Consider the following 14,427-nt stretch of genomic DNA (forward strand, 5'->3'; position numbering starts at 1 on the left):
CCCTAGAGCACCGCACCGGTCTTGAGCAACGCGACCACGATCAGCAACGGGACGGTCGAGAACAACAGGGCGAGCGGCCACTCGACCTTGCCGAACACCTTGGTTGGGTTGCGGTTCTCGTCCTCGAGCATACCTTTTCGATCCTTCCCTTCGATGCACGGCGCACGCGGTCCCCGTCGGCTCGAAACCGACCGGGACCGCGTGGTCAGCCGGGATCCTCAGCGCCGCCCGGCATAGCCGGTATTCCCAACAACAAACTTTTGCAGAGCGGACCGGTGGTGTTGCGTTACGATTTGTTCATCCGGCGGCAAGACAGAAGCGGTGTGCCTAGGCGCGCCAAAAAGCGGGGGTGAACAGAACGAACAGGGTGAACACCTCGAGCCGGCCGATCAGCATGCCGGCGGCGAGCAGCCATTTCACCGTGTCGGGGAGGTCTGCGAAGTTGCCCGCCGGGCCGATCCGTTCGCCCAGCCCCGGTCCGACGTTGGCGATCGCCGTGGCGGCACCGCTGAGGGCGGTCGTGAAATCCATACCGAAGAAGCCAAGTGCGAGCGCCAGAATCCCAAAGGTACCGATGAAGAAGGTAAAGAAAGCGATCACGCCGGTGGTGACGTCGTCGCTCAGCGGCACCGAGCGATAGGTCAGGGGGTAGATGCGGTGGGGAGTCTGCAGTCCAGCCATCAGCCGGGAGACCATGCGCACCAGGATCTCGAACCGGAAGATCTTGATCCCGCCGGCGGTCGATCCGGTGCAGCCGCCAACGAAGGTCAGCACGAAGAAAAGTGCCACCGCGAAGCCGCCCCACTGGCCGTAATCGGCAACGGCGTAGCCGGTCGTGGTCGCCACAGACACGACGTTGAAGGCGGCAAGCCGTACCGCATCCATGCCGCTCGCCTGACCGGAGGCGGAAAGCCAGAGCGCTAGTCCCGCCACGATCGCGGCCAGCACGGCCAGGAAGACGCGCACCTGACTGTCGCGGAACAGGCTGTCGGGCCGGCGCTGGAGCGTGCGGACATAAAGTGCGAATGGCAGGCTGCCGGCCAGCATGAACACCGTCGCGATCCAGTGGACTGCCGGTTCCCGCCAGGTGCCGAGCGACCCGTCGGAGGTCGAATAGCCGCCGGTCGCGACCGTTGTCATGGCATGATTGATGGCGTCGAACCCGCTCATGCCGGCGGCGATATAGGCCAAGGTGCAGGCCGCGGTAAGTGCGAGGTAGACCGAGCCGATCGCTGTGGCAATTTGGCCTGGGCGCGGCAGAACCTTGTCCGAACGGTCGGAGGACTCGGTGTGGAACAACTGCATCCCCCCGACCCGCAGGAAGGGGAGGATCGCCATCCCCAGCACGATGATGCCGATCCCGCCCATCCATTGCAGCAGCGAGCGCCAGAGCAGAAGGCCGGGCGGCATGGTGTCGAGGCCGGTCAGTACCGTCGATCCGGTCGTGGTCAGCCCCGACATCGCTTCGAACAGGGCATCGGTGTAGCTCAGCCCGAGCGAGGAGAAGCTGAGCGGCAGGGCCGCGAACACGGCGGTCGCGATCCAGGCCGTGGCGGTTAGGACGAATGCCTGTCGCACTCCGATCTCGAGCGGTCCGCCGCGTGTCGTAAGTCCGCCCATGCCGGCCACCGACAACGTCACCGCAGCGGCGACCAGGAAGCTGTGCCAGTCCGGGTTGCCATAGGCGAGATCAACCGCCGCAGGGATCAGCATCGCCACGGACAAGCTTGCCAGAAGCAGGCTGATCAGAAACCCGACGGGTTGGAGACGTGGCATCCAGGCGGTCCAGAAGTTGGTATACGAAGCGGGAAGCCGCCGCTTGGAGGCGGTCGGAGACCCGCTGGGTCAGGAAGGGGTGTGAAGCATGCGCACGGCGATGTCGCTTCCCGTGCGGTTATCTTGCGTTAGCAGCTTGCCGCAGGTCAGCCCTTGTCGGCTTGCAGAAGATAGTGCTCGTGTTCCAGCTTATCCTGTCAGCAATGAAGAAAATTTAATGGCATGGGCGGCCTTGATAGCGCTGGCGCTGAAAGCCTCGTCTTGCAGTGGAAGCAGCTTAATCTGACGGTTGAGATGCGTCCGCAACAAGAGGAGTTCGTGATGCCAAGACGCTACGAAATCAAGGACGCGGATACGGGGGACACCGTGATGCAAGGAGACTCCTTGCGACAGGTGCTGACCAAGTGGTCGCAAGAGCACAGTGACCGGCCCGAGCGCAACCTACAACTCTGCAAGGATGGGAACAGAATCGTCATCCACCACGGCACGGTCGTGAACAAGGATCAGCTGAGCGACGAGGAGCTTCGGCTAATTTCGAACGAACACGATACATTGGTGCTGTAGCAGAGGGGCCGCCCAGTCAGGTTTTGTTCAGGCTGGCGTCGGTTCCGGTTGCGCCATGTTAGCCGGTCCCACGGCTGCCGCCTCTTGAATTCCCGCATGTGAGCCGTGTCCACGGTTCGCGTGCGGGTGAAATCAGTCTAGTGTACTGTGGCGATATCTCGGCGGCTGGCGCCGCTTACCTATATCGTTCCAGAGAACGGTCGATTGCGGCCGTTTCTCGAGGTCAGAGTGTTCGAGAATGCGCATACTTGTCATTGAAGATGACGCCGAGGCGGCCAGTTATCTGGCGAAGGGCCTGCGTGAGAGCGGTTACGCCGTCGATGTCGCCGACGAGGGATCTGACGGACTGTTTCTGGCCGCTAACGAGTCGTTCGATGCCATGATCATCGACCGGATGCTGCCGACGATCGATGGGCTGTCGATCGTGCAGTCGCTCCGGCAGAACGGCAACGACTGTCCGATCATGCTGTTGACCGCCGTCACCAAGGTGGACGAACGGGTGCGGGGGCTGCGCAGCGGGGCGGACGACTACCTGCCGAAACCCTTTGCCTTCTCGGAACTGCTCGCAAGACTGGAGGCGCTGCTGCGCCGTGGACAGGCGGCACCGGCCGAGACGATGTTGCGTGTCGGAGAGCTGCAGATGGACCTGCTGGCACGTACCGTGCATCGCGATGGCCGGGCGATCGATCTGCAACCGCGCGAGTTCCGTATCCTCGAATACCTGATGCGCCATGCCGACCAGGTGGTGACCCGCACGATGCTGCTGGAGCACGTCTGGAACTACCATTTCGATCCGCAGACCAACGTGATCGACGTTCACATCAGCCGGCTACGCCGTAAGCTCGATAAGGATTTCGATACGCCGTTGCTCCATACCATCCGCGGCGCGGGGTACTGTTTACGTGCGCCTCAATCGGCTGCTTCGTAGCTCCACCTTTCGGCTCACCCTGATCTACTTCCTGCTGTTCGGTCTGTCATCGGCCGGGCTGTTGGCGTTCGTCTATCTGACGACCGTTCAGGTCATCACGCACCAGACGGATGAAACGATCCGGGCGGAAGCGCTTGGCTTGGTCGAGCAGTATGAAGACGGCGGGTTGCCCGGCCTGGAACGGATCGTCACAGACCGCAGCCGATCAGGCATTGGGGAGATCGGCATCTATCTGCTGGCAGATGAGCAATATCAGCGTGTTGCGGGCAATCTTCCCCAGTGGCCGGAACAGGCGCGCGGGGTGGCGGACTGGTACCAGTTTCCCATCCAGGGGCTACATGGCGGCGGACACATGCAGGTGGCCCGGGCGCGCACCTACACCCTCAGCGACGATTATCACCTGCTGGTCGGCCGCGACATGACCGAACGCAGCGAATTCCGTACCTTGATCTCGGAGGCGCTGCTCGGTGCCCTTGGGCTGACAGTGATGTTCGGCGGCGCCGGCGGATTGTTCATGAGCCGTTGGCTGCTCGGCCGGATCGATCGGGTGAACCGGACCAGCCAGCAGATTCTGGAAGGCGATCTTAGCCACCGTGTGCCGCTTGACGGCAGTGACGACGAGTTCGACCGCTTGGCCGGCAACCTGAACCGCATGCTGGACCAGATCGAACAGCTGATCGCCAGCATGCGCTCGGTCAGCGACAACATCGCGCATGACCTGCGCACTCCGATCTCGCGCCTGCGTAGTCGACTTGAGGTCACGCTGCTGTCCGACCGTGATACCGAGGCGTATCGCGATGCGATCCAGGACGCGATCGGTGAGGCGGATCAAATTCTGAACACCTTCAACGCGCTGCTGGACATCGCGCTCGCGGAATCTGGCGCGCTGCGCGATCAGTTCGAGCAGGTCGATCTGACCGCGGTCGTCGACGATGTGGTGGATTTGTACGAGCCGCTGGCCGAGGAATTGGATGTCACCCTGTCCAAGCGGACGGCGTCTGATGTGTGGATCGACGGCAATGCCCATCTGCTGTCGCAGGCACTCGCCAATCTGATCGATAACGCGATCAAGTATACGCCCAGTGGCGGCGTGATCGTCGTGACCAACCAACAGCACGACGGCAAGGTCGATTTGTGCGTGAGCGATAGCGGTCCAGGCATTCCAGCGGACAAGCGTGCGGAGGTCCTGAAGCGCTTCTCGCGTCTTGAGCACAGCCGTAGCGCGGCTGGCAGTGGCCTGGGGCTCAGCCTGGTCGCAGCGGTGGCCCGGCTGCACGAGGCCGAGATCGAGCTGTCGGATAATGCGCCCGGGTTGGTCGTGCGCCTGCGGTTCGGCTGAGAGCGGAGGGGGCCGACGGCCCATAGGAAGGGGCCGCCGGCCAGACGAGAGCAGATCGCCTTGCTTCTTCAGCCCCTGTGCCGCCGTGGCATCTTTGGGGGACCATGCCCGCCGGGCACGTGGGGCTGCATGCTGACGACGGGACGTCGGGAGACCGTCGGAAACCGCGTCAAACTGCGTCGCGGACCGGGTCAGAAGCGTCGGCGGCGCAGGCGCAGGCGGCTGGACACGGGCACCACGTCCTTACGGGCGTGGGACCACCGCACACTACGCTCACCCGACGGTTCTCCGGGTACAAGCCGGCTGGGCAAGAGCCCGGGTGCCTTACACAGTGCCCGAACCCTGTCCTGACCGGCCCGTCCCGCCGTCAGCGCCTCCATATTTACCGAGCAGGCGGTTAAGTCGTTCTGCACGGCGCATGAAGGTTTATTCATACCGGCGTCTTTCGTGCGGGCCTCATCCCTGAAAGTGCCGCAGCACCTCGTGCCCGACATCGTCCAGGGAGATCACGCCACGTACGTCGTGAGTGCGTGGCACGCCCTCGGTGTCGATCACCAGTGCCAGACGCGCAGCCCCACGACCCAATCGACGCATCACGTCGTGCAGGATGTCGTCCGGACGGGCCAGCACGAAGGCCTCCGCCGGCAGGTCATGTCCGCGGGAATCCTTGGTGCGGCCGTAGCCGTGGTGATGCCCCTGACTATGATCGACATAGGCAGACGCGCTGCCATGTTGCGCCACGTCATAGACCGCGTGGGACGGGAGCACGCCAGCGATGTGGTCGCCCTCGTGCAGGATCACGAAAGCGGGGTAGGGGTCCATTTCGTCCAGCGTGTCGGAGGCTGTCTTGGCATCCATGTCCGCTGGCAAGAACGCCAGATGTGTTTCCATCACCTCGTGGGCATGGCGGACCAGGAACATGTTGGTGTGGCGTTCCTTGGGTATGTAGCGTCCGCGTGCGGCGAGCTTGATGGTGTAGATGTTCTCCGGCGACAGCACGCGGCGCACGCCGATTGCCAACGCTGTGGCGACGATCATCGGGACGATGATGTTGTAGTCCCGCGTCATCTCGAAAATCATCACGATCGCGGTCATCGCCGCGCCTGTGGCCCCGCCGACAACGCCGGACATACCAACCATCGCGAATTCGGGGATGGTAAAGCCAGCTTCAGGGAATAGCTGCGTCAGACCGGCACCCATTAGGCCGCCCAGGGTGCTGCCAAGGAAGAGTGACGGCGAAAAGATCCCGCCGGACGCGCCAGAGCCCAGACTGATCGTCGTGGCCAGCAGCTTGCCGACGAACAGCAGCATCAGCAGGCCGATCGTCGTGAAGTGGCCGTCCAGGATGCCCTGGATCGTGGCGTAGCCGACGCCCTCGACGAAATAATGACCGTAGACCTGCGAGAAGGTGTACATCATGACGCCCACCAGGCCCATGCCGAGGGCATGCTGGATGTAGGGATTAACCGGCAGCCGCGGGAACTGCTCTTCCAACACGGCGAGCAGTCGGACGAACACGAACGATCCGAGCCCGCAGGCCAGGCCGAGCATGACGAAGCCGCCCAAGCGCATCCAGTTGAGCGGTTCCACATCCGGCATCGAGGCGAGCGAGACAACGAAGGCCGGTTCGATGCCGAAGAACAGGCGCCCGACATAGGTGGCGGTGCCGGTCGCCAGAACGACTGGCAGGAAAGTCCGGCTCGAGACTTCCGGCATCATCAGCTCGATGGCGAACATCACCCCGCCCAGCGGTGTGTTGAAGGTCGCGGCGATGCCTGCGCCCGCGCCGCAGGCGATCAGCGTGACCCGTTGCCAGGCGGCCAGGCCGATGGCCTGGGCGAAACTGGAGCCGAACGACGAGCCGATCTGGATGATCGGTCCCTCGCGCCCGACGGCGGCACCGGAGCCGATCGATAGAGCGGACGCGAGCGATTTCACCACCGCCACGACCGGGCGAATTTTGCCTTCCTTGTAGTAGATCGCGTCCATCACCTCGGGCACGCCGTGGCCGCGCGCCTCGGGGGCGAAGGTATTAACCAGGAACACCACGCCCATACCGCCGATCACAGGGGCCAGAATAATCCAGGGGCCCCAAGCGCCGACCGGCGTCATCGCCGCGCTGTCCTCAAAAACCGATAGCTCGCCGAGAAAGAACCAGTTATGGATCAACGCGATTAGAAGACGAAAAAAGATTGCGCCAACACCGGTTACGACGCCGACAAGGACAGCAATCAGCGATAAGGTTACGAGATTTACCTGAGACTGTTTTGTTTTCATGAGGGCTGGTTAAATTTTCGTCATGTCAGTTGATGACTGTTGATTTGGGAACGAGATAGCCGTCAAAGCTAGGACTGGCGGCGCTGCGAACCCGAACGGATACCGCGCACAGATGCATTTCAGTGGACTCCATCAACTTCTCTCCCGCCGCACCTTGTTGTGGACGGCGGTGCTGTTCGGTCTGTGCGCGGTTTACCTGGGCGTTCTCGTGTACGAACAGCACCGCGCCGAACAGCGGTTGAGCCGGATGCGTGACAGTGATCCCGCGACCTATCTGGATACGATCCGGGGCCGCGAGAGCTTTGCCGAGTTCATGCGCGATGTTGCCGAGATTCGGGGTTACCGGACCTGGCGTCCCCGCGTGCCGGAATTCCTTGCCGGGCGCTGGGCGTTGTTCCGCGCCGAGCAACGCGTCGGCCCGGAGTTCGTTCCTGCGCCCTGCCATCCTTCCGTGCTGTTCGAAGACGGCGGGGTGCATGTCTATGCCGGAAGCGAACGCCGCTATGGCGCGCGGTATCGTATCCAGGACGGCGACGTCATGGTCGAACTTGACGGCAAATCCGCGCTGCGGGTTCACGTCGTCGGCCTCGAGCGGCGAATTCGCAATCTGAGTCTGGAGCTTCCGGAGGACGGACTGCGCTACGCGTATCGTTGCGGATAGCCCCGACCTTCGGCGGGCTGGCCGATCCGTCGGGTTGATCTGTTGGGATGGCATGCGTGCTCCGGATCGTCCGGCAGACTGAAACGCGCGACCGAAAAAAGCACATCACCCCTGATTCAGAGGTGTTACAAATTCTTCATCCGGTTCGGATGCCGGGCGTCAGCGCGCTTTGCGGGCAACGAAGAACACCGCCACACCCGCGTATCCGAGCAACAGCAGCATGCGTAGCAGCTTTGCCGTGCTCGTCTGGAAGCCGAGCCAGTGGGCACCGGCCCCGATTCCGCCGGCGATTAGCCCAACAGCCAGCAGCAAGAGTACGAACCGCCCGATACGCCGCGCCAATGCGGCAAGCGCCCGGACGATCGGGCGCAGCCGCGCGAGCGACACGTCGACCGTGGCTTTGTCGTCGAGGTCAGCTCGCATCGCTATGGAAGACCGCTGCCAGGAAGAGCGAGAGGACCGTTACCAGTGCCAGTACGGCCGCTACACGCGGGTCGACGAACTTGAGGGCGCCCGCGGTGGGCAGGCCGAGAAGAAGCCACTTCCAGGACAAGAGTATTACCTCGCAAACGATGGAGCTGTCCGGAGGCTGCGCCGCGGCAGCGCGGTCCGGTCTTCAATGGGCCGGCGACCCTGGGAGGTCAGCGGGCCGCCGGCCCGACCCAAGAGCAGGGTGAAACCGCTGCGGGCCAGGGTGGCTCACAGCGGTTCCATCCCGAGGGGCAGACGATGCACCCGGCGCGAAGCCGAGCGTTTGCGAGGCTATCGATCCAAAGCCTACGGTCGGCTAAAGGCAGGCTGAATTCGCGTTCATCTCACGCCACGATGAAGCTACCGGCGAGGCCGAGCAGGAAGCCGCCGACCGCCCCCAACGGCGGGGCCCAATGCCGGTCGAGGCGGACCTGCGGGGCGATGTCCTGGAAGGTCAGGTAAAGGATGCCGCCCGCAGCGAACAGCATGATCATGGATAACGCGTATGGGTGTGCTTCCAGCACGGTCATGCCGATCCAGGCTGCCGCGGGACCGAGCGGCACCAGCAGCACGAACGCGGCGATCAGCATTGCGGGATTATGTCGACGCGTGGCCTGCAGTTCGCGGTAGGCGTTGAATCCCTCGGGCAGGTTTTGCAGTCCGATCAGCAGGGCCAGCAGTACCCCGGCTTGGCTGCGTTGCGCCAGCATCGCGCCCATGGCGAGCGCTTCCGGCACGAAGTCCAGCAGCATCGCCATCAACTGCGCCGCCGCACCGCCGCGGCGTTCGATCGCCCGGTCGGCTATGAAGGCGATAATACCCCCTGCGGCGAAAGCTGCCAGGCACGCCCAGGGCGGTAGATCCCGGACCCCTTCGGGCACGAGCACGAGCGCGATCGCAGCCAGCAAGACCCCGCCCCCGAAAGCGATCACGCTGTGCCGGAATTCTGCTTCCAGCCAATCGGACTGAAGGCGCTCACGCACGGCCGCCAGCGCGCCCAGCGGCATCGCGGCTCCGGCGATCGTTGCAAACAGTAGCGCCTGCTCCAGGTTGGTCACCCCTGCGGTCTCCCTCGCGAGTGTACGGCTCTACATGCCCTACGGCGCGCGACGGCCCGTCGTCCAGCCTCCGGTCGCTGCCCACGATCGTGCGCGGCCAGGCGGAGCCGCACCAAAAGCATCCGGATCGCATAGAACGCAAGGCTGGCGTGAGAAAAGTGCAAACGCTGTTTACCGTCCAGACCCTTGCAAAGCGGTTGGTGGCCGTCAGACTGCGGGCAGTGTGATTTCCATCGAGGGATCGGTACACCGAATGCGCATGCCGAAGATACTCGCCCTCCTGATCGTTTGCGCCGGCCTTGTCGGGGGTGGTTATTGGGCGTGGTCGACCTATTGGCCGGCGGCGAAATCCGACTCGCTGACGCTTTATGGCAACGTTGATATTCGCCAGGTCGATCTGGCGTTCAACGCCGAAGGCAAGATCGCCGAGGTCTTGGTAGAGGAAGGCGATACGGTCGCGGCGGACCAGTTGCTCGCTCGCTTGGATGGCGCGATGTACGACGACCTCGTCGCCGCTGCCGAGGCACGGGTTGCGAAGAGCGAAGCGCAACTGGACGAACTGCATGCGGGCACGCGGCAGGAAGAGATCGCGCGCGCCCGGGCGGCGGTCCAGCAGGCCGAGGCGCGGGTGCAGGAGACCGAGTCCACTTTGGCGCGCCGGCGCAAGCTGCTGGCAACCGACAACGTCTCGGAGCAGGCGTTCGACGAAGCCCAGCGCGCCTACGATGAAGCCAAGGCGGTTCTGGCGCAGAACCGGGCGGAGTTGGAGCTTGCAGTAAAGGGACCGCGTACTGAGAAGATCCGCGCCGCCGAGGCGCAGCTGGCGTTCGACCGGGCGACCTTGCGCCTGGCCCGGGAGCGGCAGGATAAAACCAGTCTGCTTGCGCCGACCTCAGGCACGATTTTGACCCGTATCCGCGAGCCGGGCGCCACGGTAGGGCCGACCACACCCGTATTGACCCTGGCGGTACGTCGGCCGGTACGGGTGCGCACCTACGTCGGCGAGATGAACCTTGGCCGGATCGAGCCCGGTATGGCCGTGACGGTCACGACCGACAGCTTCCCGGACAAACGCTACCAGGGGCGGATCGGCTATATCTCGCCAACTGCGGAATTTACGCCCAAGAGCGTCGAGACTCCCGAGCTGCGTACGGATCTCGTCTATCGGGTGCGTGTGCTCGTCGACGCGCCGGACGAGGGCTTGCGCCAGGGCATGCCGGTGACGGTGCATGTCGACGCTGAGGGCGCGGGCCGGCCGGGCGACGCATGAGTGCTGCTGCGCTCTCGGTCGATGGCCTTGAGAAGCGCTTCGGTCAGCGCGGCGATCCAGCGCTTGCCGCGCTGACAGCGCAGGCGAAGACCGGGCAGATTACCGGGGTGATCGGCCCCGACGGCGCGGGCAAGACCACTTTGATGCGTCTCCTCGCGGGCCTTCTAAGCCCGAGTTCGGGGACGATCCGGATCGCGGGTACGGCGCATCCGACCCCGCTCGGTACCTTGGGCTATATGCCCCAGCAGTTTGGCCTCTACACCGACTTGAGCGTGCAGCAGAACCTCGATCTCTACGCTGATCTGCAAGGCGTTCAGAAACAGGCGCGGGCCGAGCGGTTCGACCAGCTCTTATCTTTCACCGGTTTGGGGCCGTTTACCGACCGGTTGGCGGGCCAGCTATCCGGTGGCATGAAGCAGAAGCTGGGGCTTGCCTGTGTGTTAATACGTCGCCCTAAGGTTCTGCTGCTCGACGAGCCCAGCGTCGGCGTCGATCCGCTGTCGCGCCGCGAGCTGTGGGACATGGTGCGCGCAGTTGCCCAAGACGGCATGGCGGTAATGTGGTCGACCGCCTATCTGGACGAGGCCGAGCGTTGCGACGACGTCTGGATCCTGGATCACGGGCAGCTCATCGCACGCGGTCCGCCAGATGATTTCCTGGCCGAGGTACAGGGGCGGTGTTGGCGGGTTGCGTTACCCGAACGGGGCCGCCGGGAGGTGCAGGCGCGCGCGCTGCGGGCGCCTGGCGTGCTCGATTCCCAGATCCAGGGGCGCACGCTGCGTCTGCTATTGGCCGCGGGTGCTGAGCCCCCGACAACAGCCGATCTGGGGGCGGTCGGCGCGCCCGAGCTGGTCACGCCGCGTTTTGAGGATGCCTTCGTCGCGCGGCTGCGGGCGCAGGCCGGCGACGATCACCCGCCGGGGACCCCAAAGGTTCCGGAAACCGCCGCCGCATTCGTGGGCGACGGTCCGGTCATCGCCGCACGGGATCTGGTCAAGCGCTTCGGTGACTTCACGGCCGTTGACCGTGTTTCCTTCGAGGTTGCCGCCGGCGAAATCTTTGGCCTGCTCGGCCCCAATGGCGCCGGCAAGTCGACGACCTTCCGCATGCTGTGCGGTCTATTGGCCGCCAGCGACGGGCAGGCGCGGGTTGCGGGCTACGACCTGGGACATGCCCGCGCGGCCGCACGGGCCAAGCTGGGCTACATGAGCCAGCGCTTCTCCCTCTACGGCGATCTGTCGGTGCGGCAGAACCTCGCGTTCTTTGCCGGCGTCTATGGCCTTGCAGGCCGGACCGCCCGACGGGCGATCGCGGATGCGCTTGAAAGCTTCGCGTTAGAGCCGCTGAGCACGACCAATGCGGGCGCATTGCCGCTTGGCTACAAGCAGCGCCTTGCTTTGGCCTGTGCTGTGATGCATCGGCCGGCGATCCTGTTTCTGGATGAGCCGACCAGCGGTGTCGACCCGCTGACCCGGCGCGAATTCTGGGCCCGGATCGCCGCGATGGCGGAGCAGGGCGTAACGGTCCTGGTCACCTCGCACTTTCTGGACGAGGCCGAGTATTGCGACCGGCTCGCCATCATGTACCAGGGCCGCCTGATCGCAACCGGAACGCCCGATCATCTGAAGGAAACGTACGCGGGCAGCCGCGAGGCCAGCCTGGACGATGCCTTTGTCGCCCTGGTTCAAGCGCAATCGCGTGGGCAGGCGGGGGGCGGCACATGACCGGCGCGGCTGGGCGCATCTGGGGGCTGGTTCGGAAGGAGGCTTGGCAGATTCTGCGCGATCCCTCGTCGGTTGCGATCGCGTTCGTGCTGCCAGTGGTCTTGCTGTTCCTGTTCGGCTACGGCGTCTCGCTGGATGCCCGCCGTGTGCCCCTTGCCGTTGTGATGGAAGAGCAAACGCCAGCGGCGAATGACTTTCTGGCCTCGCTGACGAACTCGTCCTATTTCGTGCCCACGGTCGTGCACCAACGCCCGGCGGCGAACCGCGCACTGCTCGCCGGGCGGGTCGATGGCATCGTCGTCCTGCGTCAGGACTTCGCCGAACGCCTGCATGGGCCGGCTTCGGCGGCGATCCAGGTGATCGTCGATGGGGTCAATCCGAACCGTGGGCGCATTCTCCAGGGCTATCTGCAAGGCGCTTGGGAGAACTGGCTGCGCCAGCGCCGGCTGGAAGACCCCGCGGAGCCGAAAAGCACGCTCCGGCTGCAAAGCCGCGTCTGGTACAATCCGGGCGTCGATAGCCGCGACTTCATCGTGCCCGGATTGGTCGCGATCATCATGACGTTGATCGGTGCGCTGCTGACCGCGCTGGTGATGGCGCGGGAGTGGGAGCGCGGGACGATGGAAGCGCTGTTTGCCACGCCCGTGCGGCCCGGCGAGGTCGTGCTGGGCAAGCTGCTGCCCTATTTCGTGCTTGGTATGGGCGGCATGGCGCTCTCGGTCGCCATGGCGGTCTGGCTGTTCGAGGTGCCGTTGCGTGGGTCGTTGGGTCTATTGATCCTGACGTCCGCCGTCTTCATGGCGAACGCGCTTGGCATGGGGCTGTTCATCTCGACCCTGACACGCAGTCAGTTCGTCGCCGCCCAGGCCGCGATCATGGCGACCATGCTGCCGGCGATCATGCTTTCGGGCTTCATCTTCGACATCTCCGCGATGCCGGGTTGGGTGCAGGCGATCACCTACCTGGTCTCCGCGCGCTATTTCGTGTCGATCCTGCAGACCCTGTTCCTGGTCGGGAACGTTTGGCCGCTGATCTGGCCGAACCTGGCTGCGCTTGCCGGCTTTGCGGTGCTTCTGATCGGAATTGCCGTGCTGCGCACCCGCAAGAGTCTGGAGTAGCGGCGATGTGGGGACGGCTCGCTGCGCTTGTTGTGAAGGAATTCCGGGCGATCTGGCGGGACCGCCGCAGCCGCGCGGTCCTGATCTTGCCGCCGCTGGTGCAATTGCTGATCTTCGCTTATGCGGCGACCTTCGACGTCGACAATGCGCGGCTGGCGATCCTGAACCAGGATATGAGTGCGGAGTCCCGGGATCTGGTCGCGCGTTTCACCGCCTCCGATGGCTTCCGCCCGGTCGCGCGTCTGGACCATGTTGACGAGATCGCCCCGACGATCGACGAGAAAAGGGCGCTTGCCGTGCTGCACATCGGTCCCGATTTCGCCGCGGACCTGAAGGGCAGTGGGGCGGCCGAGGTACAGCTGATCCTAGACGGCCGGCGGGCCAATTCCGCGCTCGTGGTCCTTGGTTACGCGGATGAGATCGTTGCGGGGTTCGTCCGTGACCAGGGTGAAACCGCAGGGGCCGCTGGCCCGCCGGCGACGCTGGTCAGCCGGGCATGGTTCAACCCGAACCTGAAAAGTCAGTGGTTCATCGTGCCTGGGCTAGTCGGAACCCTGACGTTGGTGGTCACGATGGTCGTGGCCGGGTTGTCCGTCGCCCGGGAGCGGGAACTCGGCACCTATGAGCAGCTCATGGTCACGCCGCTTCGACCGGTCGAGGTGCTGATCGGCAAGATGGTCCCCGCGCTTTTGATCGGCCTGTTCGAGGGCGCGGCGATCACAGCGATCGCGATCTACTGGTTCCAGGTCCCGTTCCGCGGAGACCTAGCCTTACTCGCGCTCGCGCTTGTCCTGTTCCTGATCTCATCGGTCAGCGTCGGATTGATGATCTCGGCCTATGCGCGTACCCAGCAGCAAGCGATCGTGGGCGCGTTCCTGTTCCTGATGCCGGCCATCATTCTGTCCGGGTTCGCGACCCCGATCGACAACATGCCGACGTTCGTCCAGTTGCTGACCTACGCCGATCCGCTGCGCTACATGCTGGTGATCTTGCGCGGACTGTTCCTGCGGGATCTGCCGGTGGAACTCGTCCTGCAACAGCTTTGGCCGATGCTGGTGATCGCGGTGGTGACCGGTGTGGTCGCGGTCTGGCTGTTTCGCAAGCGCGTCCAGTAAGCTGCTTTAAAGCACGCCTCAGCAGTTGGCTGTCCGGACAGAGTCGGGTTGCTGGCTTCACGGTGCTGTCAGAACGGGCCCGCGCCAGCCAGCAACCGGCCAGCGCGGGCATTTCTTGAAGATGGC

The 14,427-nt window shown here is 64.2% G+C and carries 13 protein-coding genes; 8 read left to right on the plus strand and 5 right to left on the minus strand.

Translation table 11 applies throughout. The features are described 5' to 3' along the window. Nucleotides 1-2: 2 nt before the first annotated feature. Both RHOSA_RS25900 and RHOSA_RS0110920 read right to left on the minus strand, forming a co-directional pair. Nucleotides 3-131 carry a hypothetical protein gene (locus tag RHOSA_RS25900; RefSeq protein ID WP_276570058.1) on the minus strand — a complete coding sequence of 43 codons (129 nt, stop codon included), beginning with the start codon at nt 129-131 and terminating at the stop codon, nt 3-5. Between the two features lie 196 nt (nt 132-327). Next, complete coding sequence (locus RHOSA_RS0110920) at nt 328-1,776, minus strand: TrkH family potassium uptake protein (RefSeq protein WP_027288691.1); 1,449 nt, start codon at nt 1,774-1,776, stop codon at nt 328-330. A 222-nt stretch (nt 1,777-1,998) separates the two neighbouring features. Here RHOSA_RS0110920 and RHOSA_RS0110925 point away from each other — a divergent pair, with 222 nt between their 5' ends. From RHOSA_RS0110925 to RHOSA_RS0110935, 3 genes are all read left to right on the plus strand, one after another. Next, nucleotides 1,999-2,340 carry a hypothetical protein gene (locus tag RHOSA_RS0110925; protein WP_027288692.1) on the plus strand — a complete coding sequence of 114 codons (342 nt, stop codon included), beginning with the start codon at nt 1,999-2,001 and terminating at the stop codon, nt 2,338-2,340. A 238-nt stretch (nt 2,341-2,578) separates the two neighbouring features. Next, entirely contained in the window at nt 2,579-3,268 is a 690-nt protein-coding gene (locus tag RHOSA_RS0110930; protein ID WP_027288693.1) for a winged helix-turn-helix domain-containing protein, read from the plus strand. After that, nucleotides 3,243-4,607: a sensor histidine kinase gene (locus RHOSA_RS0110935; RefSeq protein WP_027288694.1), complete on the plus strand. Its 1,365-nt coding sequence runs from the start codon at nt 3,243-3,245 to the stop codon at nt 4,605-4,607. Before RHOSA_RS0110930 ends, RHOSA_RS0110935 begins: the two co-directional genes overlap by 26 nt. 456 nt (nt 4,608-5,063) lie before the next feature. Here RHOSA_RS0110935 and RHOSA_RS21950 read toward each other — a convergent pair whose 3' ends face one another. Next, nucleotides 5,064-6,719 carry a chloride channel protein gene (locus RHOSA_RS21950; protein WP_200372042.1) on the minus strand — a complete coding sequence of 552 codons (1,656 nt, stop codon included), beginning with the start codon at nt 6,717-6,719 and terminating at the stop codon, nt 5,064-5,066. 334 nt (nt 6,720-7,053) lie between these two features. On the opposite strand from RHOSA_RS21950, the gene RHOSA_RS0110945 reads away from it, so the two are divergent. Then, the gene (locus tag RHOSA_RS0110945) at nt 7,054-7,545 is read left to right on the plus strand and encodes a hypothetical protein (RefSeq protein ID WP_156092698.1); all 492 of its coding nucleotides are present in this window, start codon (nt 7,054-7,056) and stop codon (nt 7,543-7,545) included. Between the two features lie 159 nt (nt 7,546-7,704). On the opposite strand, the gene RHOSA_RS0110950 is transcribed toward RHOSA_RS0110945, so the two are convergent. Both RHOSA_RS0110950 and RHOSA_RS0110960 read right to left on the minus strand, forming a co-directional pair. After that, entirely contained in the window at nt 7,705-7,968 is a 264-nt protein-coding gene (locus tag RHOSA_RS0110950; RefSeq protein ID WP_027288696.1) for a hypothetical protein, read from the minus strand. Between the two features lie 392 nt (nt 7,969-8,360). After that, on the minus strand, nt 8,361-9,074 hold the full coding sequence (locus RHOSA_RS0110960; RefSeq protein WP_027288697.1) for a ZIP family metal transporter: 714 nt from the start codon (nt 9,072-9,074) through the stop codon (nt 8,361-8,363). A gap of 259 nt (nt 9,075-9,333) precedes the next feature. On the opposite strand from RHOSA_RS0110960, the gene RHOSA_RS21955 reads away from it, so the two are divergent. From RHOSA_RS21955 to RHOSA_RS0110980, 4 genes are read left to right on the plus strand one after another with little or no spacing between them, the layout of a single operon-like run. After that, on the plus strand, nt 9,334-10,344 hold the full coding sequence (locus RHOSA_RS21955) for an HlyD family secretion protein (RefSeq protein ID WP_200372041.1): 1,011 nt from the start codon (nt 9,334-9,336) through the stop codon (nt 10,342-10,344). Beyond that, on the plus strand, nt 10,341-12,068 hold the full coding sequence (locus RHOSA_RS0110970) for an ATP-binding cassette domain-containing protein (protein ID WP_027288698.1): 1,728 nt from the start codon (nt 10,341-10,343) through the stop codon (nt 12,066-12,068). The genes RHOSA_RS21955 and RHOSA_RS0110970 overlap by 4 nt, the downstream gene beginning before the upstream one ends. Next, the gene (locus RHOSA_RS0110975; protein WP_027288699.1) at nt 12,065-13,186 is read left to right on the plus strand and encodes an ABC transporter permease; all 1,122 of its coding nucleotides are present in this window, start codon (nt 12,065-12,067) and stop codon (nt 13,184-13,186) included. The genes RHOSA_RS0110970 and RHOSA_RS0110975 overlap by 4 nt, the downstream gene beginning before the upstream one ends. A gap of 5 nt (nt 13,187-13,191) precedes the next feature. Then, nucleotides 13,192-14,301, plus strand: a complete 1,110-nt coding sequence (locus tag RHOSA_RS0110980; RefSeq protein WP_027288700.1) for an ABC transporter permease — start codon at nt 13,192-13,194, stop codon at nt 14,299-14,301. Nucleotides 14,302-14,427: the final 126 nt, after the last annotated feature.

The organism is Rhodovibrio salinarum DSM 9154 (genome assembly GCF_000515255.1).
Lineage (GTDB): Bacteria > Pseudomonadota > Alphaproteobacteria > Kiloniellales > Rhodovibrionaceae > Rhodovibrio > Rhodovibrio salinarum.